Genomic DNA, 24034 nt, shown 5'->3' on the forward strand with positions numbered 1-24034 from the left:
ATTTCTTAGTGTTTTAAATACTTCCATTTCTGCCAAAAGTAAACACTAAATAAAGTAATCCAAATATTAGTGGAATAGCTACTAAAAATGTTACTAGGTTCGATGTGTTTTTTCTTACTTTTTCTGTTTTTTCAATAAGTATCTTCTGAGCGTATAGAATTTCCTTTTGTATTTCAGCTTCCGTGTAGTTTTGATACTTTTCGTTAAATGCTTTTCTTTTTGGTGTTAAGTTGGTTTCTTTAGACATAGGATTTAAGTATTAAATGCTTAAATTAATAATTAATTTTATTATTCCTTAATTATTTAGGTTGTTGTTATGAAAGAGAGTGCTGTTTTATACGATGAGGTTTTAAAACTTAATATTTGTGATTTAAAAAAGTGGGGTTATTTACAAAAGGATTTTCCAAGAAAAGGTATAGTTTCTTGGTCTAAAAGAGGGGTGGTAATAGCGTCTATAAAAGTTTTGTCAATTTCAAATCAATTTATTTCACTTAGTTACAATTACAAGGGCAACAAAGTTAATTTAAAGGTGTTTTTAGCTTTTTTACCATCAAATCTAGGAAAAGGAGAGGTTTGTTACTTTGTTTGTCCTGAAACGAATAAAAGATGCAGAAAACTATATTTGATTAACGGTAAGTTTTTGCATCGTGAAGCTTTTTCGGGTGTTATGTATGAAAGTCAGATTCAAAGTAAAAAATTAAGGTTTTTTAAAAAAGAATTTGAAAATCATTTTAAACTAGAAAAATATTATGCAGAAGTGTATCGAAAATATTTTAAACCATGTTACAATGGTAAAGAAACAAAAAGGTATAAAAAGCTTAGAAATTATATCGAAAACGGCGAATCTATTAGTATTGAGAGATTAAATCAATTTTTGAGATTATGATTTTAAATCTTTAAAAAAATGCAAATCTTGTGCAAATAAGAAAATAAAAAAGGGTCTCAATTTCTTGAAACCCTTATTATTGCTTGTGACCTCGGCAGGATTCAAACCTGCAACCTCTTGAGCCGTAATCAAGTGCACTATTCAGTTATGCTACGAGGCCATTTTTGCGGATGCAAATATAAATTATTTTTTTAAATACTAAAACTATTTGGAAATTTCTTTCTTAAAATTTTCAAAAGAATCTTTCGCTTTATCATAATCTCCTTCATTAATTAATAAATCAACAGATTGGCCTAAGGTTCCAAAACCCGCTAATCTGCCAGATTCCTTATTGTCCTTAACAATAGATGCAATCCCTATTTCATCTAAAATATAAGCCAATCTATTTACTAAAATAGATGTACCTGAAAATAACTTGATATAACCACTCATAATACAAGGTTTAAATTAATCTAAAGAATTCATTGTTACAAAAGCTCTCCATCCAATTATGGCCAATTGAAATTTGGATGCTTTAGAAATGTCTAACTGTTTTTTCGTAAACGATGGTAAAACAGTTTTGTTGATCCTGGCTAATGCCTTAAAAATAGGTTTTTTCATTATTGACTGATATAATCAAATATAATGAAAAATGAATTAAAGTGGCGAGTTAGCGTCTCACCACTTTGTATTACTTTTTCTTTGTTTCTCTTTCTATTCTTCTTACAGTCATTTTTCCATTCGATAATGATTTAAAATGATTTATCGCAAATTCTCCCTTTGTCGTGTAAGCTCTATTATAAGATGTTAATAGAGTTGTTCTTTTTCTAGCAATTCCCACTTAAGATGTTTCTTTTGTTTTCATAGCGTTTCTTTTTCTAGCAATTTTTAAAATACTCTACTCTTTTACAGGACTTTCTCTTTATTTAATTTAGTTTTCCTTTTCAATTCATAGTATTGTTAAATGATATGTTTTGGATTTTCAATTAGTCTTATTGTATTGTTTTTATAGTTGTTACTATTAAAATATTAATTGAACTAAACTGCATAAAAACTCAGTTAAAGCAACGGTTAATTTTATTATAAATACGATCATTTTTTAGTTTGTTTTGATATTAGTAATTAGTTCAATTTCGAAATTGTTTTCTAAATATATGAGGAAAGAAAATCGAGTTCCAAACTTTTTAGAATGATTTAATTAAATTAAATTTATATATGAAGTCAAAAGAGTTAAATATATTTTAATCTGTAACTATTTCTCCTTGAATTAGATTTATATTTGTAGTTGTATTCGTTGTTTTTAATCGAATACTGTAATGAAATAAAGAGTGGTTTTTGCTAGTTTTGGAAAAGTAAAGGAAATTTTATTTCGAGTTCGCTTGATTTTGGTGTTTTGATTATTTGTTGGGATTTTAGATTCAAAAAACTGGCTGTCATATTTTGAGTTATTTATGACCAATTTATCGCTAAGATTCGTCATTTGTGACAGTAGTAAATATTCCTATATTCGTAAAAAATTTATACATGAGTATTGTTTACATTATTTTAGGATTGTTCTTATTGGTAGTTGGTGGGGAGTTTTTAGTGAGATCGTCGGTAGGTCTCTCCTTTAAGTTGAATCTTTCTAAAATGGTGATTGGGATGACGGTTGTTTCATTTGCTACCTCAGCACCAGAACTTTTGGTGAGTTTACAGGCTGCTATGGATGGATCTCCTGCCATCGCTTTAAATAATGTTATTGGCTCCAATATTGCTAATATTGGTCTGGTTTTAGGAATTACAGCAATTATTGTTCCTATTATAGTGAGTAAAGATTTTTATAAACTTAATTGGCCTGTGATGATGGTTTTCTCTCTTTTTTTGTTCTATTTTCTTAAGAATGATGGATTTTTAACAAGAATTGAAGGTTTAAGCTTATTCTTAGGTTTAATATTATTTCTTGTTATATTGGTTAAGTCAACTCAAGAAGAGGAGGAGAATGATGAAGTAGATGATAAGTTAGCTACAGTTGGTTATAGTAAAATCTTGTTTTGGCTTGCCATTGGCGGATTGGCTTTGTATTTTGGTTCGGAATTTCTAGTTGATGGAGCGAAAACACTTGCTAAAAGTGCTGGTGTTAGTGAAGGTGTAATTTCTATCACTATGATTGCAATAGGAACAAGTGTTCCAGAATTAGCAGCTTCCGTGATTGCTGCGGTAAAAGGTGAAAAAGCTATATCACTTGGAAATTTAATTGGATCTAATATTTTTAATATTGCCTCAGTTTTGGGATTAACTTCTTTGGTTAAAGATATTCCAGTAACTGAGCCTCAAATTTTGGAGAGAGATATATTCTGGATGCTTGGTTTTGCTTTTATGATTTTACCTATAGTTTTTATGCCAAAACAATTTAGACTTGATAGAATTAAGGGTTTGGTTCTTTTTCTATCCTACGTCGCTTTTATTTATTTAGTTGCCTTTAAATAAAAAAAGCCCACCTTGTGGTGAGCTCAATAAGTGATATGGTTAAATAAATACTGAGATTTAAATTTTTGCCTTTTTTACTGTTTCAACAATTCTGCCTGCAACTTTGTATGGGTCTGCATTCGATGCTGGACGACGATCTTCTAACCATCCTTTCCACCCTTTCTCTACAGTAATAATTGGAATTCTAATAGAAGCTCCTCTGTCTGAAATTCCATAACTGAAGTCATTTATTGAAGCAGTTTCGTGTAATCCAGTTAAACGTTGATCATTATATTCTCCGTATACCTCAATGTGTTCTGAAGTTACAGGTCTAAATGCTTCGCAAACTTTTTCATAAGTTTCTTGACTTCCGCAAGTTCTTAACAATGTATTTGAAAAGTTAGCATGCATACCTGATCCATTCCAATCTCCTTTCACTGGTTTAGGATGATATTCAATATAGTAACCATACTTTTCAGTTAATCTATCTAATAAATAACGAGCTACCCAAATTTCATCTCCAGCTTTCTTCGCACCTTTAGCAAATAATTGAAATTCCCATTGTCCAGAAGCGACCTCTTGGTTAATTCCTTCAAAGTTTAAACCAGCTGCGATACATAAATCTGCATGCTCCTCAACGAAATCACGACCATGAGTGTTTTTTCCACCAACAGAACAGTAGTACATTCCTTGAGGCCCTGGGTAACCACCAATAGGGAATCCTAAAGGTAATTGAGTGTGAGTATCCATAATGAAATATTCTTGTTCAAATCCAAACCAGAAATCATTATCATCATCATCAATAGTGGCTCTCGCGTTAGACTCATGAGCAGTTCCATCGGAGTTTAATACTTCTGTCATTACTAAAAATCCATTATTACGGGCAGGATCAGGGTAAATAGCGACTGGCTTTAATAAACAATCTGAGTCTCCACCTTCAGCTTGTTTTGTTGAAGAACCGTCAAAAGACCAAACTGGACAGTCCTCTAATTTCCCACTAAAATCTTCTACAACTTTAGTTTTGCTACGCATGTTTTGAGTTGGATAATATCCATCCAACCAAATGTACTCTAATTTTGACTTAGCCATGATATTTTTATCGTTAATTAGTTTATGGTGCAAAAATGTGTAATTTTTTAATCACCCCCAAATTTTCAGGGTTAAAAGAATAAATTAATTTAAAAATATGACTTAACCCCTTACTTTTTTGGGGTAAAAATTTATTTTTGCTAAAAATTAATAATCATGGCGACAATTAGATTTAATGCTCTTCAAGAAACTTTAAACAGGAAATCAATACAAATTGATGAAAGTAAGAAGCGTTCTGATTTGTTTTCTGAGTATGTTTTTAATGATAAAGCGATGCTTCAATACATGACAAAGGATGCTTACAAAAGTGTTAAGGAAGCAGTAGAGTTTGGACATAAGATTGATAGAGGTATAGCAGACCAAATTGCAGTTAGTATGAAAAACTGGGCATTGTCAAAAGGAGCAACACATTATACTCATTGGTTTCAACCGCTTACAGGTGCAACTGCTGAAAAGCATGATGCATTTTTTGAAATAATTGGTGAAGGTGATGCTATGGAGTTGTTTGATGGTGGAAAATTAGTTCAACAAGAGCCAGATGCTTCTTCTTTTCCTAATGGTGGAATTAGAAACACTTTTGAAGCAAGAGGATATACCGCTTGGGACCCAACTTCAACTGCATTTATATATGGTACTACTTTATGTATTCCAACAATTTTTGTTGCTTATACTGGCGAAGCATTAGATAATAAAGCTCCGCTTCTAAGAGCATTGCAGGCAATTGATGAATCTGCTACAGCAGTTTGTAAATATTTTGATAAGAATGTCACAAAAGTTACAGCGACTCTAGGATGGGAACAAGAGTATTTTTTAATTGATAAAGCGTTAGCGGCATCTCGACCTGATATAATGATGACAGGAAGAACTTTATTAGGTCATTCTTCAGCGAAAGGTCAACAATTAGAAGATCATTATTTTGGGTCAATTCCAACACGTATCATGAATTTTATGCGCGATTTAGAGCAAGAATGTATGTTACTAGGTATTCCTGTAAAGACAAGGCATAATGAAGTTGCTCCAAATCAGTTTGAAGTTGCTCCAATTTTCGAGGAAGCGAATTTGGCTGTAGATCATAATTCTTTATTAATGGATTTAATGGAAAAGGTTTCACAACGACATAACTTTAAAGTTTTGTTTCATGAGAAACCTTTCAAAGGAATTAATGGTTCTGGAAAACACAACAATTGGAGTTTAAGTACAAATACAGGTGTGAATCTTCTAAGTCCAGGAAAAACACCAATGAAAAATCTTCAGTTTCTAACTTTTTTTGTGAATACAATTAAGGCAGTTCATGATTATGAGGAATTGATTAGAGCTTCTATTTCAAGTGCCAGTAATGATCATAGATTAGGAGCAAACGAAGCTCCACCGGCAATTATTTCAGTATTTATCGGTTCTCAATTGTCTGAAGTTCTTGATGAGTTAGAAAATGTTACGAAAGGAAAGTTATCTCCTCAGGAAAAAACAGACTTAAAATTAAATATCGTAGGAAAAATTCCGGAAATTTTATTAGATAATACGGATCGAAACAGAACTTCACCATTTGCATTCACGGGAAATAAGTTTGAGTTAAGAGCTGTGGGTTCATGGTCAAATTGTGCAGGTCCAATGACCGTACTGAACACTATTGTTGCAAAACAGTTGAAAGATTTTAAGAAAGAGGTAGATGCCTTAATTGATTCGAAAGGATTGAAAAAAGATGAAGCTGTATTTAATGTGTTAAGAGAATACATAAAAGCATCAAAAAAAATTCGATTTGAAGGAGATGGTTATGGCGAACCGTGGGAAAAAGAAGCTAAGAGAAGAGGTTTAAGTAATCATAAAACAACCCCTGAGGCTTTAAAAGCAAAAATTTCAGAAAAGAATGTTGAGCTTTTTGAGGAAATGGGAGTAATGAATAGAATTGAAGTAGAAGCTCGACATGAAATAGAGTTGGAAGAATATGCAAAACGTATTCAGATTGAAAGTAGAGTTTTAGGTGATATTTCTAGAAATCATGTTATTCCAACGGTAATACAATATCAAAATACGCTTATCGAAAATGTAAAAGGTTTAAAAGAGATTTTTGGTAAAGAATTTCAACAATATGCTTCTGAGCAAATCGATTTAATTAAGCGTATTTCAAATCATATTGCAGAAATCAATTCAAAGATTGAGCAAATGACGGATGAGCGAAAAAAGGCAAATAAATTCAGTGGGCAAAAGAACGCAGATGCATATTGTGATAAAGTAAAACCTTACTTAGAGGATATACGATATCATGTGGATAAACTTGAATTGTTAGTGGATGATAATTTATGGCCATTAACAAAGTACAGAGAGCTGTTATTTACAAAATAGAATGTTTTGACAATACTACCACTTAAAAAGGAACATTGGCCCCAATTTGCTGAGATTTACAAAGAAGGAATTTTAACTGGTAATGCGACCTTTAGAACACAAGTTCCAGACTGGAAAACATGGGATTCTAATTGTCATAAGCATAGTAGATTTATAATGGTTCAGGAAGAAGAAGTTTTAGGGTGGTGTACATTGGCTCCAGTTTCTAAACGATTCGAATATCGAGGAGTTGCAGAGGTGAGTGTTTATATAAAGCTAAATTCTTTAGGAAAAGGAATTGGTGCTTCTCTTATGGAGAAGTTAATAGAATCTTCTGAAGAGAATGGAATTTGGACATTATATTCTAGTATGTTTTCTGAGAATAATGGAAGTGTTCGACTTCATGAGAAGTTTGGATTTAGAAAAGTGGGCTACAGAGAAAGAATTGCTCAGCTCAATGGAGTTTGGAGAGATACAGTAATATATGAATGAAGAAGTAAATAACAGTAAATTACTTTGGTAGTCTTACCTTTTAAAGTAATTTTGTGGCCAACAACAACACAACAAAATGAGTCAAGAAGTTTCTAAACGATATGCACAAAGAGGTGTTTCAGCATCAAAAGAAGATGTGCATAATGCAATTAAAAATATTGATAAAGGTTTATTTCCAAAAGCCTTCTGTAAAATTGTTCCTGATTACTTAACAAATGATGACGAGCATTGTTTAATTATGCATGCTGATGGTGCAGGAACGAAATCATCATTAGCCTACATGTATTGGAAAGAAACTGGAGATATTTCTGTTTGGAAAGGAATCGCACAGGACGCGTTAATTATGAATATTGATGATTTATTATGTGTAGGAGCAACAGACAATATTATGCTTTCTTCAACTATCGGAAGAAATAAAAACTTAATTCCTGGTGAAGTAATTTCTGGAATTATTAACGGTACTGAAGAATTAATTGAAGAGCTAAAAGGTTTTGGAGTTACCATTCATTCTACAGGAGGAGAAACTGCTGATGTGGGAGATTTAGTAAGAACAGTTATTGTTGATTCGACGGTAACGGCTAGAATGAAGCGTACTGATGTAATTGACAATGCCAATATCAAAGCTGGAGATGTAATCGTAGGATTAGAATCTTTTGGTCAAGCAACGTACGAAAAAGAATACAATGGAGGAATGGGAAGTAATGGTTTAACTTCTGCTCGCCATGATGTATTTAATAAATATTTAGCTGATAAATATCCTGAAAGTTTTGATGCGGCTGTGCCATCTGAATTGGTATATTCAGGAAATGTGAAGTTAACTGATGAGGTTGAAAACTCTCCAATAGACGCTGGTAAATTAGTATTATCTCCAACAAGAACATACGCACCAATAATTAAGGCAATTTTATCGAAATTTAATGCGGATAAAGTACACGGAATGGTACACTGTTCAGGAGGTGCCCAAACTAAGATTTTACATTTTGTAGATAATTTGCATGTTGTTAAGGATAATATGTTTGAAATTCCACCATTATTTAAATTGATACAAGAACAATCTAAAACAGATTGGAAAGAAATGTATCAAGTATTTAATTGTGGACATAGAATGGAATTATATGTCTCTCAAGAAGCTGCTGAAGAAATTATTTCAATTTCCAAATCATTCAATGTTGATGCTAAAATTATTGGTCGAGTAGAGGCTTCAGAAAGTAAAAAGCTTACAATAAAAAGTGAATACGGTACTTTCGAATACTAGTTTAGAATAAAAATAGAAAGCCTCGATAAATCCGAGGCTTTTTTGTGTTATTGGTTTTTGTTAAGTTGAATTTTTGATAGCATTTCCCACGTTTTATGACTAAAATGTTTTGGTGAAAATTTAAAGTAAAGTATACTTTGTTTTTCTGTTGGATAATTGAAAGCTTCAATTAATACGTTTAAATCCAATTCATTGTTAGTTGCAAAACGATCATAAGTTTTGATCCTACCAATAAATAAGTTGTTGTTTTGTAAAGATTTAATTTTAATGATATTCGCAACTGCTTTATACTTGCTTAAATCCTTATTGTGTTTTAGATTATTTAAACCATCAAAATACAGTTCTAAATTAGTAGCTAACTCCGCGGCAGTAATTGGTTTGTCTAGATTTATTTTCCAAGCATAGGTGTAAGACCAAAAATTTTCGTGATGAGGATCTCTCCATCCTTTTGGAGGAAATCTTACTTCAGCAATTCCGTTATAATTAATTTCTGGAGCAAAATTTATGGGAAAAGGAAACCTTTCTTTGCCCCATGAAGAATCAAGATTAAAAATAGACCTAGATGTTTCTGTTACTTTAATTTCGTTTAGTTTATTCCATATGTGATGATCAAACTCTTGAGGCGATATTCGAAATTTGATTATGGATTTTTTCTTGGTTTTGTCAAATTTTTGATTTCCTCGAATATTAACTTTGATCACTTTTCCAGTATGAAATCCGTCGAAGAAAGTCATGGTTCCTATGAAGTTACTTTTGTCTTTATGAAAATTAACTTTGGGATCTGGAAATTCTTTAGACCAATGTTTAGGTTTCATTAAACCATCAAAATAACCTTGAAAATTTGATTCTATTTCATCTAATGAAATTAATTGTTCTGTATTAATCTTCCAGCCAATTAGTAAAGACCAATAGTCTTGGTCTTTAGGTTTATTCCAGTTAGGTGTAAAGAGTAGTTCTTCAAATCCAGTCAATTTAAATTTCGGAGCCCATTCTATAGGAAATTGAATCACTTCTCTATTCCATTTTTTCGTGTTTTCAAAAATTTTTAAAGAAGATTCCTTTTGTGGGTATGCAGTTAAAGTTTGAATAAGGAATGGTAAAATTAAGACTAATCTTTTCATGACAATTACAGTTTTAAAGTGACTTCAAAACCTATTGCGTCTGAAATAGCGCCATCTTTGAACTTACTTTTATAGCTAACATTCCAATCTCGACGATCTATTTTAAAACGAGCAAACATTTCCTGTTTTTCGTAATTGAATTCTGTGTTAAATTTGATAGGTTTAGTAATTCCTTTAATAGTCATATTCGCGTGAATCCTCCCTTTGTTGTTTTCGAAATACTCAACAGAGGTAATTTCCAATTTTGCAATAGGATATTTAGGAACGTCAAAAAAATCGGGATCTTTTAAATGATTGACTAACCCTTTATTTCCTTCAGTGTTTTTAATATCGGTGTTCGTTATTGAATTCATGTCAATTATAAATTCTCCACCAGTGATAACATCGTTTGTTTTTATAAAAAAGCCATCTTTAAAGTTTATAAACCCCTCATGACCACCAAAATGAAATGTATATTCACCAATCCATTTAATAGTACTTTTTTCGATATTGATATTGAGTTTTTCTTGAGCTGGAATTTGAGTGGATACACAAAACAAATAAACGAATAGTATAATAATTTTCCTCATCTGATTTAATTTTTTAATTCTGAGTAAAACTATTTTAGCGCTTCGTCAAAAGTGTCAAATTAATGTAAAAGAAATGTGAAAATCCCTTTTAAAATTTAGAATAATCAATTATCTGGTACAAATTCAATATCTACCATACCAAGATAAGAGGTTGTAGAAAAGCTCGTTGGTAAATCTTGATTTGTTCCCAAATATGTTCCATATCCTTTTACAAGTACATCTCCAATATCTGAAGGAAATATTGGATCTCCAGCTTTATTGAAAATATAATAATTACTTGTATTTAGAGATACGAAGTAATCCACACTTGATTCAATTGGAATAGGAGAAATTTCTTTTGTAGAGATTAAACCATTGCTGGATTGAACCTGTTCAGTATGCAAAAGTTGTTGGGTTTCAAAATTCCAAAGTGAAACTCTGTATGCTCCGTTAGCGGGTACTCGGATACTTACAGATACAATATCTCCATTTTTAAAAGTTTTAAATTGATAACCAACTTCAAATGTGTTTGGACTATTAACACCAGATTGATAATCAAGTATACCATTTTCGATTAAAGTTTTCATTGGAAACTGTGAGGGTTGTATAGTTATTGTTTCTTTATCACCACTGCATCCTAAAATTGTAAATAACAGTAGAAATATAAAAACTAAATGTAAGTTTTTCATTGTTAAATAGTTGATATTTAATATTGTAATATAATAAAAATATCAATTATATTGCATTAGTTACTTTTTATCTCCGATAAAATTAAGTGAGTTGTAGTGTCGCCATAATCAATAAGTTGGTCTATAAATTCCTGAAGATGTAATTGATTTTTAAGTACAACTTTCATATGAATATTTTGAGAACCTGTGATACGATATGCTTTTTTTATTTCCGAGAAATGGGTTGATTCGGTTAAAAAGTGTTTAAGTTTTCCCGTATGTAATTTCAGCATTATGAATGCTTCGATACCATAGCCTACTTTAGAATAATCTATTTCTGTAGTATAATTTTTTATAATGTCATGATCTTCTAGTTTCTGTATTCTCTCACGAACTGCAGAAGGTGAAAGGTTAATTTTCCTGCCAATATCGGCAAAAGATATTCTAGAATTGTAGTTCAAAGTATTTAAAATTAACTGATCTATTTGGTCTACCATTGATTTTTTGGTTTTAGATTTAAAAAAGACCAATTCAACTCAAATTAGCATTTATAACCGTTGAATTAGTTTCCTACTAAAGTAATAGGATTTTAATTTTGAGTCAAGAATTTATTCATTTAAATATAATGGCTTTAAGTGTTTTTTTTGTGTTAGTACTCGCTATATTTCTCGGCTTTTTTATTCAAACTGTTGTTGGTTTTGCTGGAGCATTGGTTGCATTACCTATGTTATTAATAGTTATGAATTTACAAGATGCAATTGCGTATTTAGCATTGTTCTACCTATACTCTAGTTCCATTTTAGTTGTTAAAGAGTGGAAAAATATTGATAAACTAGTACTGCTAAAACTTACCGTTGCAACAATTATTGGAGTAGCTCTTGGAATTTGGATATTACAATACGGAAAACCATTGGTTCTCAAAAAAATGTTGGGGTTATTTATTTTACTATACGTTATTTTTAACATGTTTGTGGTTAAAAAAACAAGTGGAAAGAAAAATCGATTTAGCTTTGTTTTTGGATTGGCTGGTGGTTTTTTTTCAGGACTTTTTTCAACGGGTGGGCCTTTATATGTAATGGTTGTGAAAAATACAGTGGTTGATATGAGAACTTTCAGAGCGACTATGATTGGTGTTTTAGGTTTGATAACAATTACTCGCGTACCAATTTTGTATGCACAAAATATTCTAACATACAATCATTTTTACAATTCATTGTATATAATACCCTCATTTCTATTAGCAACATTCTTGGGAAAATCCTTATATAATAAGCTAAATGAGATTGTGCTAAAGAATATGGTACTCGGTTTATTACTGATATCAGGTTTAGTTATGCTTATTAAAAATTAAGTTATGTTAGTGAATCTTTTCAAAAACAAAATCAATTGCGAAGTCCTCATTAGCAACCTTAGCTTTTAGTTTTCCTTCTTCCATCCTATATGAAATCTCTTTCGGGAAATCGTTTTGTTCATTTTTACAAACCATGGATTTTTCTGTAAGTGAAGTTATGTCGAAAAGTGTAGGTTCTTGATTGACCCCAGTTACTTGAAAATAAGGAGAACCTTTAATTAGAGTTATATTAAGAGTCTCCTTGAAAATTGTATCCTTATCTTTTAAAGAATAACCCATTCCAGACAAATCATCGTTCCAAACTTCAAATGTTGTTTTCGTAGAATCTTCATCAATTCGTTTCCATTTACCAATTAAAAAATGGGGATATTTAGGTTCACTTTTACAAGAGAAACAAATAGAAATTGTAAAAAGTAAAATTAGGTAACGCATAGAAGTCAGATTTTAAATCAATCACTGATTTTCAGTTCTACAAATTTAAAGAAAAGTCGTAAATTCGCACTCCAACGAAAAGAATAATGCTAGATAAATTACAGATAGTAAAGCAACGCTACGATGAGGTATCAGATTTAATTATCCAACCAGATATTATTTCTGATCAAAAGCGTTATGTACAGCTCAATAAGGAATACAAAGACTTAGGTAAGGTTGTGAAAAAAGCAAATGAGTATGAAACGCTTTTAAACAATATCGAAGAAGCTAAGGAAATTATAGCCGATGGTAGTGATGCAGAAATGGTTGAAATGGCTAAGATGGAAATGGATGAAGCAAAAGAAAGAATTCCTGTATTAGAAGAAGAAATTAAGTTCTTATTAATTCCGAGAGATCCAGAAGATGGAAAAAATGCTGTTGTCGAACTACGAGCGGGAACAGGTGGTGATGAAGCAAGTATTTTTGCTGGTGATTTATTTAGAATGTATTCTAAGTATTGTGAAGGAAAAGGATGGAAAGTTTCTATTGTTGATTACAGCGAAGGGACTAATGGCGGATTTAAAGAGATTCAATTTGAAGTTTCTGGAGAAGATGTTTATGGTACGTTAAAATTTGAAGCTGGTGTTCACCGTGTTCAACGTGTTCCACAGACGGAAACTCAAGGTAGAGTGCACACATCAGCAGCTACGTGCATGGTGTTTCCAGAGGCTGAAGAGTTTGATGTAGAAATTAACCCTAAAGATGTGCGTATTGACTTCTTTTGTTCTTCAGGTCCAGGAGGTCAGTCTGTGAACACAACATATTCTGCGGTACGTTTAACACATATTCCAACAGGATTGGTTGCACAGTGTCAAGATCAAAAGTCTCAGCATAAAAATAAGGAGAAGGCATTTAAAGTTTTACGTTCTAGATTATATGATTTAGAATTAGCTAAAAAGCAAGCTGAAGATGCTGCGAAACGCGGTTCTATGGTGACTTCCGGAGATCGTTCGGCAAAAATCAGAACATATAATTATCCTCAAGGTCGTGTTACGGATCATAGAATAGGATTAACACTTTACGATTTACAGAATATTGTAAATGGTGATATCCAGAAAATCATTGATGAATTGATGCTAGCTGAAAATACATCCAAACTAAAAGAATTGGGAGAAACGATATAAAGAAGAACGCAACCAGATGGTTGCGTTCTTAGTAGTTATATTTGTCATCTTATGAGTTATAGTAGAGACGAAATATTGACGGTGGCGTTCTATAATGTTGAAAATTTATTTGATACTATAAATGATCCAAATACCAATGACGATGTATATACCCTTAAAGGAGAGAGAAATTGGAATTATAAACGATACTATAGTAAACTAAAGAAAATTGGCTATGTTATTTCCCAAATAGGTAAAAAGAGGTCTTCAGAACCTCCAGTTTTAGTTGGTTTAGCAGAAGTAGAAAATGCTAGAGTTTTAAATGATTTAGTGAATCAAAAAGATTTGCAAAAATTTGGGTATCGTTATGTCCATTTCGATTCTAATGATGAAAGAGGTATTGATACCGCTTTATTATATCGCGATCGTTTTTTTGATCCGGTTTCTACAGATACAATGCAATTCAATTTTTTAGATGAAAATGGAAACTTTGATTATACAAGAGATGTTTTATTAGTTTCCGGTTTTATGAATGACGATTTGGTTCATATATTGGTGAATCATTGGCCATCAAGAAGAGAAGGGGAATTAGTATCTAGGTCAAAACGAATAAAGGCAGCTGATGTTGTAATGGAAGCAGTGGACAGAATTAGGAGTAAAGATCCAGATGCGAAAATCATAATTATGGGAGATTTTAATGATAATCCAACATCTGAGAGTATTAGTAATCATTTGGTGACAAAAGATTTCTTTAATCCTATGTTATCTATTTATGAAAGTGGTTTAGGAACGTTAACATTTAGAAAAGAATGGCATTTGTTTGATCAAATTATATTATCAAATAATTTTAATTCAGATAACAGAAGTCATCAATTCATAAGTGCTGAAATATTTAATAAATCTTGGCTTACGACAAGGAAAGGTAAGCATAAGGGAGCTCCTTTTAGAACATATATTGGACCTTGGTATAGAGGAGGTTTCTCAGATCATTTTCCAGTGTTTGTAACCCTTAAAAAGAATTAAAAAACCCAGCCTATATAAGCTGGGTTTTTTAGATTAAATATTTTTCTATTCCTTAGTTATTCAACAGTTACAGATTTAGCTAAGTTTCTTGGCTGATCTACATTTTTACCTAACATAACAGCAATATGATAAGATAATAGCTGTAAAGGAATTGTTGTCAATAAAGGCGTTAGCGCTTCTTCCGTTTCTGGAATTTCAATTACGTGATCTGCGATTTCTTTTACGGTTTCATCACCTTCTGTAACAATGGCAATAATTTTACCTCTTCTTGATTTGATTTCTTGAATATTACTTACAACTTTCTCGTAATGGCCTTTTCTTGTGGCAATAACGAATACAGGCATGTTTTCGTCGATTAATGCAATAGGTCCATGCTTCATTTCTGCGGCAGGATATCCTTCTGCATGAATATAAGATATTTCTTTAAGTTTTAAAGCTCCTTCTAAAGCCACAGGAAAGTTGAATCCACGTCCCAAATATAGGCAGTTAGTGGCCTCCATGTAATGATGAGCAATATCCTTAACAATTGGATCAATTTTTAATAATTGTTCTACTTGCGTAGGAATTTGTTGCATTGTTTGTAAATAGTTATTTACTGCTGTTTTAGAAAGAGTTCCTTTAGCTTGAGCAAGTTTTAAAGATATTAACGTTAAAACAGTAATCTGTGTAGTGAATGCTTTTGTAGACGCCACACCAATTTCTGGACCAGCATGTGTGTAAGCACCTGCATGAGTCTCTCTTGCGATTGAAGAACCAACAACGTTGCAAACACCAAATACAAACGCTCCTTTAGATTTTGCTAATTTAATAGCAGCTAAAGTATCAGCTGTTTCTCCTGATTGAGAAATAGCAATTACAACATCATTAGGTGTGATAATTGGATTTCTATAACGGAATTCTGAAGCATATTCAACTTCAACAGGAATTCTTGCCATGTCTTCAATTAAATATTCTCCAACTAAACCAGCATGCCAAGAAGTACCACAAGCGATTATGATAATTCTATCTGCATTTAAGAATTTACTAATATTATCATCAATCCCTGCCATTTTAATAATTCCTTCATTAGGTAACATTCTACCACGGTAAGTATCTATAATAGCTTTTGGTTGTTCATATATTTCCTTTAACATGAAATGATCATAGCCACCTTTTTCAATTTGATCTAAACTTAATTTAAGCTCTTGAATATCTGGATCGACGGGTTTATCATTATCAATTTTTCTTACTTTTATTTTTCTACCTTTCTTAATAATTGCTAATTCCCCATCTTCAAGATATAAAGCATCTTTGGTGAATTCAATAAAAGGAGATGCATCAGACGCAACAAAGAACTCTTCGTTGTCTTTACCGATTCCAATTGCGATAGGACTTCCCAATCTTGCTATCACAAGTTCATTAGGTTTAGTTTTATCAAAAACGGCAATTGCATATGCTCCAATTACATTTGTTAGAGCTAGCTGAACTGCTTTACCAAGTTTGCATTCCTCTGTTTTTTTTACCTCCTCGATTAAATTAACTAAAACTTCAGTATCAGTATCACTTTTAAACTTATAACCACGAGAAAGTAACTCTTTTTTGATGGTATCGTAGTTTTCAATTATACCATTGTGCACGATTACTAAGTCTCCCGATTCGGAAAAATGCGGATGGGAATTAACGTCGTTAGGTTCACCATGTGTAGCCCATCTAGTATGTCCAATACCTATTTTTCCTATTTTTCTAATTTCTTCTTTGTTAGTGATTACTTCTAAATCTGAAACTTTTCCTTTTGTTTTAGATAAGTTAATGCTATTACCGTCATACATCATTATACCCGCACTATCATATCCGCGATATTCTAATCTTTTTAAACCATTAATAACTATTGGATATGCATCTCTATCTCCTATATAACCTGTTATACCACACATAATAATTTTTTCTAGTTTTCTTAGTTTTTAATTTGCTTTTTCCTCTGAATAGGAGATAATAAGTTTAGCTCTTTTTTCGCCATTTACAGAAGAATGATTTAATAATGTAACTCCTCTGGGATTCCAGTTGTAAGAGTTTATTTGAGTTTGAACAAAATTGTTAACTACAGCAGCGTCTGTTCGTGAATTATATACTTTAAGTATTAAAGGGTAATTTTCATTAGAGTCTCCGCTTACCAAGTTTGAAATATAATCAGTTATTCTTATTGTATAATCCTTTGGTTTACCGTCATCATCATCTCCTAAAAATCCACCAAAAAATAATTGTTCTGTATAACTATCTTCAATTTGTTCACCATCTCCAACTCCCGTATTTTTAAATATTAATAATCTTGAAGGGACTTTGGTGGTGTCTCTAGAAGTATCGATGCTGAACACGAGAGAAGCATCATTAATTAAAATATTTTGAGATCTTAAATCTTGAAGTTCGGTTCCATTTAAAATGTTTATGGTCGCCATACTTCCCGCAGTACCTTGAATAGCAAAACTATTTGATGGTGCAGCATTTTGAGGGGCTGTCATTTTATATTGACTGTTTACTATTCCTGAAAAGTTAAATGTGTAGTTACCAACGATGGTGTCTTTAACCACACCTTCATCCAATCTTGTAATTGTGTAGTAAAATTTCAATCGAGGTGCATTTGTCCCCAATGATAATGGAACCATTGAACCATCTGTACCTTTAGTTTTTAAAATAATTCCTCTGAAATAATTGTTCAGATCACTTTGAGATGCAAATTCAGTATCAGAGAATTTATCCCAAAATAATTCTTTCATACGAGTTTTGTTTAAAGGAACTGTTAAAAAAGGGATGCTATTAGTTAATTTTATAGTCTCTTCAAACGTTTCACCTGTACTTAATTCTCTTTCGACAACATAAAGTGTATCTGTTGGATCTGGTGTGTATGTAAACCCTGGATCATCATTCAATAATTCAGATTCTACATATGTTGCGTCAGACATATATGAATTTTGCTGTGTTGGGTCTCCTGGGTTTAAGTTGTTTAAGAATGTCCCGTTTCGGAATACTTCTAAAGACATTGGAATTGAAGAATTACCTAGTAAAGAATCTAGTCTAAATTTAGGCTTTCCATCAGATTCATTTTCCAATCTTGTTGATGTATAAGGAATTTCAAGAACCGCTTCGTTAAATACATAAATAGAATCTAAATCTTCTTCGTCTCCACTTTCTGCTTCTGTAGTGTTTTGGACAGTTTGAGGATTAACTACAACACCTAATTGACCTATAATTGATGCTTCAATTCTTTTGTAATCAGGATTGTTGTATACCCCTAATAAATATTCACTTAAGCTACCAATCGCAAGGTTATCCGCCCTTACAGCTTCTAAAATACTATCTTTAACAATCACTTCAAGCGTAATTTGTTTAGTATCAAATTGATTGTTACTAATTACATTAACTCCAATTTCACGAAAATCTTTTTCGCACGAAATCACAAATAAAAGTGAAACTAAAGCTACACTTAAATACACAATTTTTTTAATCATATTTGTTTGAAAAATTAAGAATCTTGAAGCTCAAGAACGTTTTGTTTGTAAAAGTCTAAGTAAGCCTCAGTTAAATACTCTTCAGATTGGTAGTTTAATAATGTAACGCCACTTTCGTTAATGAATTGTTCGAACTCTTCTGAATATGCATCACTTCCTTTGATAATTGCATCAGAGTTCATAACTGCGTTACGTAATATGTTCTCATGTGTTGGTTTTTCTAAATGAGCAACAGAAGAATTATTAATTTTATCAAACTTTACTTTGTTGATTAAATCACTATTTAATTCACCTTCAAATTCTTTGTTGTATAAAGATGTAACGATTTTACTATCAGTAAATAACGGTTCTTCTTTATAATATTCTTTCAAATACATTGGAAGCAAAGAAGCCATCCACCCATGAACATGAATAATATCTGGGGCCCAGTTTAATTTTTTTACTGTTTCAACAACACCTTTTGCAAAGAAAATCATTCTTTCGTCATTATCGTTGAAGAGTTTGTCGTCCTCGTCTGTATATATAGCCTTTCTTTTGAAATATTCATCGTTATCGATGAAATATACTTGCATTCTTTCTTTTGGAATAGATGCAACCTTAATAATTAGAGGCATATCCATGTCGTTGATGATTAAGTTCATTCCAGACAATCTAATTACTTCATGTAGTTGATGTCTTCTTTCATTAATCACGCCGAAACGTGGCATAAAAATTCTGGTTTGAACTCCTTTAGAATGCGCAAATTTTGCAACATTGAATGCGGTAGATGATAATTCTGTTTCCGGTAAGTAAGGAATAACTTCCGATGAAACATACAATATTCTCTTATCCTTCATTAAATCTAACTCTTTTAAAGCTGCAAAACTACGAAATTTTATGCTAAAATCCTGTTAAATTGCTAATTTTGCCCAGATCGTAACATACATTTAATGAAAATAATCAAGTCAAAATCCGATTTAAAAATCTATTTAGCGGAAGAAAAAAAGAAGGGAAATAGTATTGGATTTGTTCCTACGATGGGTGCATTACATAAAGGACACCTTTCTCTAGTAGAGATGGCTTTAAGCAAAACTGATGTTACTATAGTAAGTATATTCGTGAATCCTACTCAGTTTGATAATAAGGAAGATTTAGCTAAGTATCCAACAACGTTTGAGAAAGATGTAGAATTACTCGAACGTATTAATTGTGATATTCTGTTTTATCCATCTGTAGATGAGATTTATGACGGAAATATTGTTTCAGAAAGTTTTGATTTTGATGGTTTAGAAAATCAAATGGAAGGAAAATTTAGAGATGGGCATTTTGATGGAGTAGGAACAATTGTAAAAGCTTTGTTCGAAATTATTGAGCCGGATATCGCATATTTTGGCAAAAAGGATTTTCAGCAATTACAGATTATCAAAAAATTGGTAAAAAAGTATAATATCCCAGTAAAGGTAAAAGGAATGCCAATATTTAGAGAGCCAGATGGATTAGCCATGAGTTCTCGAAATACGAGATTAAGTAAAGAGCACAGAGAAGCAGCCCCTTTCATTTATAAAGTATTAAAAAAGGCAAGAAAAAAAAATGGCATAAAAAGTGTTAAAGAAATAACGAAATGGGTTGAAAAACAATTTCAAGAGCACCCTCTGTTAGAACTAGAATATTTTACAATTGCAGAAGAAAAAACGTTAATTTCTGTGGAAGAGTTTGAGGGTAATAAACGATATAGAGCTTTTATTGCTGTATTCGCAGGAGAAATCCGATTAATTGATAATATCCGTTTCAAAAACAATTAACTAATTATAAAAGATAGATTCTTTAAAAACAGTATTTTTGTAGCATGTTAGTACAAGTAGTAAAATCAAAAATTCACCGCGTAAAGGTTACGGGTGCCGATTTAAATTATATAGGAAGCATTACCATTGATGAAGATTTAATGGATGCAGCTGGTATTATTGAAGGAGAAAGAGTTCAAATTGTAAATAATAACAACGGTGAACGTCTAGAAACTTATGCGATTCCTGGTCCAAGAAAAAGCGGTGAAGTTACCTTAAATGGAGCTGCGGCAAGGAGAGTTCAAAAAGGAGATGTGTTGATTTTAATTGTATACGGATTTTTGGATATAGAAGAAGCTAAAAAATTCAAGCCTCAATTAGTTTTTCCAAACGAGCAAACAAATTTATTAGAATAAAACCACTTCAATTTGTCGTTAAAAAAAATTATAAAAACAGTATTGCCTCTCGCTTTGGGAGGTTTTTTAGTTTGGTATTCTTTATCAATCGTTTCAATAGATACTTTAGTTCAATATTTCAAGAATGCTAATTATTGGTGGATCGCTTTAGGTTTGTTCTTTGGTGTTTTAAGTCACTTATCTCGAGCTTATCGGTGGAAGTTTTTATTAGAACCCTTAGGGTATAAGCCAGATTTTGGAAATAGCACAATGGCGGTCTTAGTTGCCTATTTGGTAAATTTAACAGTCCCGAGAGCAGGGGAAGTTTTTAGGGCAACTGTAATGACAACCTATGAAGATATTCCATTTGAGAAAGGATTTGGAACAATTGTAGCAGAAAGAATTGCTGATCTTATTATGATGTTGTTAATTGTAGGAATTACTTTATTTGTGCAGTTTGACTTCATTTTTGAATTAGTAACCAAGAATTTTTCTCCAAGTAAAATTTTATTGCTTTTAGGAATTTTAGTTGTTGGACTTTTCATTTTTGTTCGATTTGTAAAAAAAGCTACAGATGGAGTTGGGTTGAAGATTAAATCCTTTGTGTTTGGACTAATAGAAGGTTCATTGAGTATTTTCAAAATGAAGAATAAATGGCTTTTTATTGTTCATACTTTGTTTATTTGGGTAATGTATGTTGCTATGTTCTGGGCTACAGTTCCTGCAATTGAAACTTTTGATATTCCATTTGGTGCTGTGTTAGTTGGTTTTATAGCAGGTGGTTTTAGTATTGCTGCTACGAATGGAGGAATTGGATTATATCCTGTTGCGGTAGCAGGTGCTTTTGCTTTATTTGGAATTCCAGAAGAACCAGCGAATGCTTTTGGGTGGATTATGTGGACAGCTCAAACAGCTATGATTATTGTTTTCGGTGGATTATCTTTTTTGTTGTTACCTCTTTACAATAAAAATAAATAATTTTATCTTCGAGCTAAAAAAAATGAAAAGGCTTGGTTTATTTTTTCTGATACTAATTTTTTGTGTTTCGTGCGGTCAACGAAATAAAGAACGAATCAACAATAAGGATTTACATGTGTCTCTTTTGATTGGTAAGGTAAATACTAATGGACTAAATGATACACTCTTTTTAGAGAAGCATGGAGTAGATTTCAGAATAAATGAAAAAATCCCTGTCATAGACGGGAGTTTTAAATATAAAATAGAAAGTAATCAAATACAGCAGTATTCTTTGATTTTTGAAAATGATGGACAATTTATACCAATAGATTTTTTCAATGACAATGACACGGTATTTTTTGATCTTCATCCTAAAGATTTTGATAAGAATAAAGTACGAGGTGGCAGTTTGAATAAATTGAGATCATTATACAGGAAAAAGTATTTTGAGTTAGCTTACAGGTACGAGGATTTGTATCGTAAAAAAGATTCTACAGGGTTAAAGAAATTAGAAGAAGAAACTCTTGCTTTATATAAAAAAGAAATTGAAGAGTATTCTATTCATGGCTATGCTTTGTTGTATGAGTTAATGTCGGCATATCAAGTATTGCCTTATTCTTTATCAAGTTTTCAAAAATGGTTTAAGAAGTATAAAAGTAAATATCCAAATCATTATTATAGTAAACTTGTTGATGTTACACTTGAAGGGAAAAAGGGGATTTCTAATTTTAAGAATTTTGATCTGAATACGAAAGAAGGTGAAAGAGTTATGGCAAAGGATCTTATTGTAAACAAAAAATTACTATTAATAGATTTTTGGGCTTCCTGGTGTAGGCCTTGTATAGAAAAAGGTCAATTAATAAAGAATAATATCAAAAGGAAAAACTGGAAAGGAATTCAAATTCTATCTGTTCTAGGAGGTATTAAAACAAAGGAAGAGTATGAATTTGTGAGAGAGAAATATAATTATCCTTGGGAAATATATTATGAGTTAAATAATGAGTTCAATATATGGAGTATGTATAATATTTTTAACTCAGGAGGTTCTCAATTTTTATTTGATGGTAAAGGTAAACTTCTTTTAAAAAGTCCAACAATTCATCAAATAGATTCTATACTTTCATCTCATTAATAATAAAAATGGCTAAAACCAAAACAACATATTTCTGTCAAAATTGTGGAGCACAACATGCTAAATGGGTTGGGCAATGTCCTAATTGTAAAGAATGGAATACAGTTGTAGAAGAAGTAGTTCAAAAAGAAGAAAAACGAAATTGGAAATCATCATTAAATTCTCAAAAAATAGTAAGTAAACCTCTAAAGATTCAAGAAATTAAATTGAATACAGAGGAGAGAATTCAAACTAAAAACAATGAGCTTGATACTGTTTTAGGAGGTGGATTGGTGAAAGGATCGGTTGTTTTATTAGGAGGTGAACCAGGAATTGGTAAGTCTACACTGTTACTTCAAATTGCATTACAAATTACCGAGAAAGTATTATACGTTTCAGGTGAGGAGAGTCAATCGCAAATTAAAATGAGAGCAGAACGTTTGGCAAATCAAAATTCAAATTGTTTAGTTCTCACGGAAACCAATACGCAACAAATTTTTAGAAATGTAGAAGAGGTGGAACCAGATGTTTTGGTTATTGACTCCATTCAGACGTTATACACCAATAATATTGAAGCTTCTCCTGGAAGTATTTCTCAAATAAAAGAAACATCCGCAGAACTTATAAAATTTGCAAAAGAAACCAATACTCCCGTTTTATTAATTGGACATATTAATAAAGAAGGAAACATTGCTGGGCCAAAAATTTTAGAACATATGGTGGATGTTGTTCTTCAATTTGAAGGAGATAGAAATCATACCTACAGAATTTTAAGATCTCAAAAAAACAGATTTGGCTCAACGGCAGAATTAGGGATTTATGAAATGTTATCGGATGGCTTGCGAGAAGTTACCAATCCATCGGAAATTCTGATTTCGAAAAAAGATACCGACTTAAGTGGAACTGCAATTGCCTCAACGCTAGAAGGAGTTCGTCCGTTAATGATAGAAATACAAGCATTAGTAAGTACTGCTGTATACGGAACTCCACAACGTTCTACTACCGGTTATAATCTAAAGCGTTTGCATATGATTTTAGCTGTTTTGGAAAAACGAGCAGGTTTTAAATTAGGTGCTAAAGATGTATTTTTAAATGTAACTGGTGGAATTTATATTGATGATCCAGCTATTGATTTAGCAGTTGTAGCGGCAATTTTATCTTCTAATCAGGATATTGCAATAAATCCTGATGTTTGTTTTGCAGCTGAAGTCGGTTTAGCTGGAGAAATTCGTCCCGTTCCAAAAATTGATCAACGAATTGTAGAAGCCGAAAAACTGGGATATAAAACTTTTGTAACCTCTAAATACAATAAGATTAGCTCGAAAAACCATTCTATTAAACTAATTTTAGTTGGAAAAATAGAAGAAGCTTTTGCTACTTTATTTGCTTAAAAAACCATTTTACTATCAATAGTAAAATGGTATAAAATGTTTTAACAATAACTTTAAAAAGGACCGCAAAAAACTTCGTTCATGCAAATGTATCCAGGAGGTAGAGGCTTGCATTCAAGACAAATAATATATGTCCATCCTCCATTAATTTGTTTTTGTTCTGTTTTGTTCAGGGTAGTTCCTAAGTT

26 protein-coding genes and 1 tRNA gene are annotated in these 24034 nt (G+C 31.8%); 13 read left to right on the top strand and 14 right to left on the bottom strand.

Going from position 1 to position 24034, the window contains the following annotated elements:
- Nucleotides 1-13: 13 nt before the first annotated feature.
- A complete protein-coding gene (locus tag BTO06_RS17560; protein ID WP_100926541.1) occupies nucleotides 14-247 on the bottom strand; it encodes a hypothetical protein in 234 nt (77 codons plus the stop codon).
- A 69-nt stretch (nucleotides 248-316) separates the two neighbouring features.
- On the opposite strand from BTO06_RS17560, the gene BTO06_RS17565 reads away from it, so the two are divergent.
- Complete coding sequence (locus tag BTO06_RS17565; protein ID WP_100926542.1) at nucleotides 317-886, top strand: hypothetical protein; 570 nt, start codon at nucleotides 317-319, stop codon at nucleotides 884-886.
- An 86-nt stretch (nucleotides 887-972) separates the two neighbouring features.
- On the opposite strand, the gene BTO06_RS17570 is transcribed toward BTO06_RS17565, so the two are convergent.
- The 4 genes from BTO06_RS17570 to BTO06_RS18635 form a co-directional block, all read right to left on the bottom strand.
- Nucleotides 973-1046, bottom strand: a tRNA-Arg gene (locus BTO06_RS17570).
- A gap of 44 nt (nucleotides 1047-1090) precedes the next feature.
- Nucleotides 1091-1318, bottom strand: coding sequence for a putative signal transducing protein (locus tag BTO06_RS17575; RefSeq protein WP_232731490.1), 228 nt, complete (start codon nucleotides 1316-1318; stop codon nucleotides 1091-1093).
- Nucleotides 1319-1333: 15 nt separating this feature from the next.
- On the bottom strand, nucleotides 1334-1486 hold the full coding sequence (locus tag BTO06_RS17580) for an SsrA-binding protein (RefSeq protein ID WP_100926544.1): 153 nt from the start codon (nucleotides 1484-1486) through the stop codon (nucleotides 1334-1336).
- 70 nt (nucleotides 1487-1556) lie between these two features.
- The gene (locus tag BTO06_RS18635) at nucleotides 1557-1706 is read right to left on the bottom strand and encodes a hypothetical protein (protein ID WP_157811915.1); all 150 of its coding nucleotides are present in this window, start codon (nucleotides 1704-1706) and stop codon (nucleotides 1557-1559) included.
- 683 nt (nucleotides 1707-2389) lie between these two features.
- Here BTO06_RS18635 and BTO06_RS17585 point away from each other — a divergent pair.
- On the top strand, nucleotides 2390-3331 hold the full coding sequence (locus BTO06_RS17585) for a calcium/sodium antiporter (RefSeq protein ID WP_100926545.1): 942 nt from the start codon (nucleotides 2390-2392) through the stop codon (nucleotides 3329-3331).
- A gap of 57 nt (nucleotides 3332-3388) precedes the next feature.
- Here BTO06_RS17585 and BTO06_RS17590 read toward each other — a convergent pair whose 3' ends face one another.
- Complete coding sequence (locus BTO06_RS17590; RefSeq protein WP_100926546.1) at nucleotides 3389-4399, bottom strand: glutamine synthetase beta-grasp domain-containing protein; 1011 nt, start codon at nucleotides 4397-4399, stop codon at nucleotides 3389-3391.
- Nucleotides 4400-4555: 156 nt separating this feature from the next.
- Here BTO06_RS17590 and BTO06_RS17595 point away from each other — a divergent pair, with 156 nt between their 5' ends.
- The 3 genes from BTO06_RS17595 (at nucleotide 4556) to BTO06_RS17605 (ending at nucleotide 8465) form a co-directional block, all read left to right on the top strand.
- Nucleotides 4556-6739 (top strand): glutamine synthetase III family protein, encoded by a 2184-nt coding sequence (locus BTO06_RS17595; protein ID WP_100926547.1) that lies wholly within the window; start codon nucleotides 4556-4558, stop codon nucleotides 6737-6739.
- 6 nt (nucleotides 6740-6745) lie between these two features.
- Entirely contained in the window at nucleotides 6746-7210 is a 465-nt protein-coding gene (locus tag BTO06_RS17600) for a GNAT family N-acetyltransferase (RefSeq protein WP_100926548.1), read from the top strand.
- Between the two features lie 76 nt (nucleotides 7211-7286).
- Nucleotides 7287-8465 (top strand): AIR synthase related protein, encoded by a 1179-nt coding sequence (locus tag BTO06_RS17605; protein WP_100926549.1) that lies wholly within the window; start codon nucleotides 7287-7289, stop codon nucleotides 8463-8465.
- Between the two features lie 47 nt (nucleotides 8466-8512).
- Here the strand turns inward: BTO06_RS17605 and BTO06_RS17610 are convergent, their stop codons facing one another.
- The 4 genes from BTO06_RS17610 to BTO06_RS17625 all read right to left on the bottom strand — a co-directional run bounded on the left by BTO06_RS17610 (nucleotide 8513) and on the right by BTO06_RS17625 (nucleotide 11299).
- A complete protein-coding gene (locus BTO06_RS17610; RefSeq protein ID WP_100926550.1) occupies nucleotides 8513-9586 on the bottom strand; it encodes a hypothetical protein in 1074 nt (357 codons plus the stop codon).
- A gap of 5 nt (nucleotides 9587-9591) precedes the next feature.
- On the bottom strand, nucleotides 9592-10155 hold the full coding sequence (locus tag BTO06_RS17615) for a YceI family protein (protein ID WP_100926551.1): 564 nt from the start codon (nucleotides 10153-10155) through the stop codon (nucleotides 9592-9594).
- A gap of 104 nt (nucleotides 10156-10259) precedes the next feature.
- A complete protein-coding gene (locus BTO06_RS17620) occupies nucleotides 10260-10823 on the bottom strand; it encodes a DUF4082 domain-containing protein (protein WP_100926552.1) in 564 nt (187 codons plus the stop codon).
- Between the two features lie 56 nt (nucleotides 10824-10879).
- Nucleotides 10880-11299, bottom strand: coding sequence for an Lrp/AsnC family transcriptional regulator (locus BTO06_RS17625; protein WP_100926553.1), 420 nt, complete (start codon nucleotides 11297-11299; stop codon nucleotides 10880-10882).
- A 98-nt stretch (nucleotides 11300-11397) separates the two neighbouring features.
- On the opposite strand from BTO06_RS17625, the gene BTO06_RS17630 reads away from it, so the two are divergent.
- Nucleotides 11398-12153 carry a sulfite exporter TauE/SafE family protein gene (locus BTO06_RS17630; protein ID WP_335755676.1) on the top strand — a complete coding sequence of 252 codons (756 nt, stop codon included), beginning with the start codon at nucleotides 11398-11400 and terminating at the stop codon, nucleotides 12151-12153.
- Nucleotides 12154-12159: 6 nt separating this feature from the next.
- Here BTO06_RS17630 and BTO06_RS17635 read toward each other — a convergent pair whose 3' ends face one another.
- Nucleotides 12160-12585 carry a hypothetical protein gene (locus BTO06_RS17635; protein WP_100926555.1) on the bottom strand — a complete coding sequence of 142 codons (426 nt, stop codon included), beginning with the start codon at nucleotides 12583-12585 and terminating at the stop codon, nucleotides 12160-12162.
- An 86-nt stretch (nucleotides 12586-12671) separates the two neighbouring features.
- On the opposite strand from BTO06_RS17635, the gene prfA reads away from it, so the two are divergent.
- Both prfA and BTO06_RS17645 read left to right on the top strand, forming a co-directional pair.
- Nucleotides 12672-13748, top strand: a complete 1077-nt coding sequence (gene prfA, locus BTO06_RS17640; RefSeq protein WP_100926556.1) for a peptide chain release factor 1 — start codon at nucleotides 12672-12674, stop codon at nucleotides 13746-13748.
- 51 nt (nucleotides 13749-13799) lie between these two features.
- The gene (locus BTO06_RS17645; protein ID WP_100926557.1) at nucleotides 13800-14750 is read left to right on the top strand and encodes an endonuclease/exonuclease/phosphatase family protein; all 951 of its coding nucleotides are present in this window, start codon (nucleotides 13800-13802) and stop codon (nucleotides 14748-14750) included.
- Between the two features lie 56 nt (nucleotides 14751-14806).
- Here the strand turns inward: BTO06_RS17645 and glmS are convergent, their stop codons facing one another.
- The 3 genes from glmS to BTO06_RS17660 are packed head-to-tail and all read right to left on the bottom strand — an operon-like array spanning nucleotide 14807 to nucleotide 19068.
- Nucleotides 14807-16663 carry a glutamine--fructose-6-phosphate transaminase (isomerizing) gene (gene glmS / locus BTO06_RS17650; protein WP_100926558.1) on the bottom strand — a complete coding sequence of 619 codons (1857 nt, stop codon included), beginning with the start codon at nucleotides 16661-16663 and terminating at the stop codon, nucleotides 14807-14809.
- 27 nt (nucleotides 16664-16690) lie between these two features.
- The gene (locus BTO06_RS17655; protein WP_100926559.1) at nucleotides 16691-18232 is read right to left on the bottom strand and encodes a DUF4270 family protein; all 1542 of its coding nucleotides are present in this window, start codon (nucleotides 18230-18232) and stop codon (nucleotides 16691-16693) included.
- Nucleotides 18233-18246: 14 nt separating this feature from the next.
- A complete protein-coding gene (locus tag BTO06_RS17660; RefSeq protein ID WP_100926560.1) occupies nucleotides 18247-19068 on the bottom strand; it encodes a glycogen/starch synthase in 822 nt (273 codons plus the stop codon).
- 93 nt (nucleotides 19069-19161) lie between these two features.
- On the opposite strand from BTO06_RS17660, the gene panC reads away from it, so the two are divergent.
- Genes panC through radA form a run of 5 tightly spaced genes read left to right on the top strand, consistent with a single transcriptional unit; the run spans nucleotide 19162 to nucleotide 23846 of the window.
- Nucleotides 19162-20013: a pantoate--beta-alanine ligase gene (gene panC / locus BTO06_RS17665; RefSeq protein WP_100926561.1), complete on the top strand. Its 852-nt coding sequence runs from the start codon at nucleotides 19162-19164 to the stop codon at nucleotides 20011-20013.
- 44 nt (nucleotides 20014-20057) lie between these two features.
- Nucleotides 20058-20408 (top strand): aspartate 1-decarboxylase, encoded by a 351-nt coding sequence (gene panD, locus BTO06_RS17670; RefSeq protein WP_100926562.1) that lies wholly within the window; start codon nucleotides 20058-20060, stop codon nucleotides 20406-20408.
- A 12-nt stretch (nucleotides 20409-20420) separates the two neighbouring features.
- A complete protein-coding gene (locus BTO06_RS17675) occupies nucleotides 20421-21365 on the top strand; it encodes a lysylphosphatidylglycerol synthase transmembrane domain-containing protein (protein WP_100926563.1) in 945 nt (314 codons plus the stop codon).
- 22 nt (nucleotides 21366-21387) lie between these two features.
- Nucleotides 21388-22476 carry a DUF4369 domain-containing protein gene (locus BTO06_RS17680; protein ID WP_100926564.1) on the top strand — a complete coding sequence of 363 codons (1089 nt, stop codon included), beginning with the start codon at nucleotides 21388-21390 and terminating at the stop codon, nucleotides 22474-22476.
- Between the two features lie 8 nt (nucleotides 22477-22484).
- Complete coding sequence (gene radA, locus BTO06_RS17685; protein WP_100926565.1) at nucleotides 22485-23846, top strand: DNA repair protein RadA; 1362 nt, start codon at nucleotides 22485-22487, stop codon at nucleotides 23844-23846.
- Nucleotides 23847-24034: the final 188 nt, after the last annotated feature.

The sequence above is a fragment of the Tenacibaculum sp. SZ-18 genome, assembly GCF_002813915.1.
Lineage (GTDB): Bacteria > Bacteroidota > Bacteroidia > Flavobacteriales > Flavobacteriaceae > Polaribacter.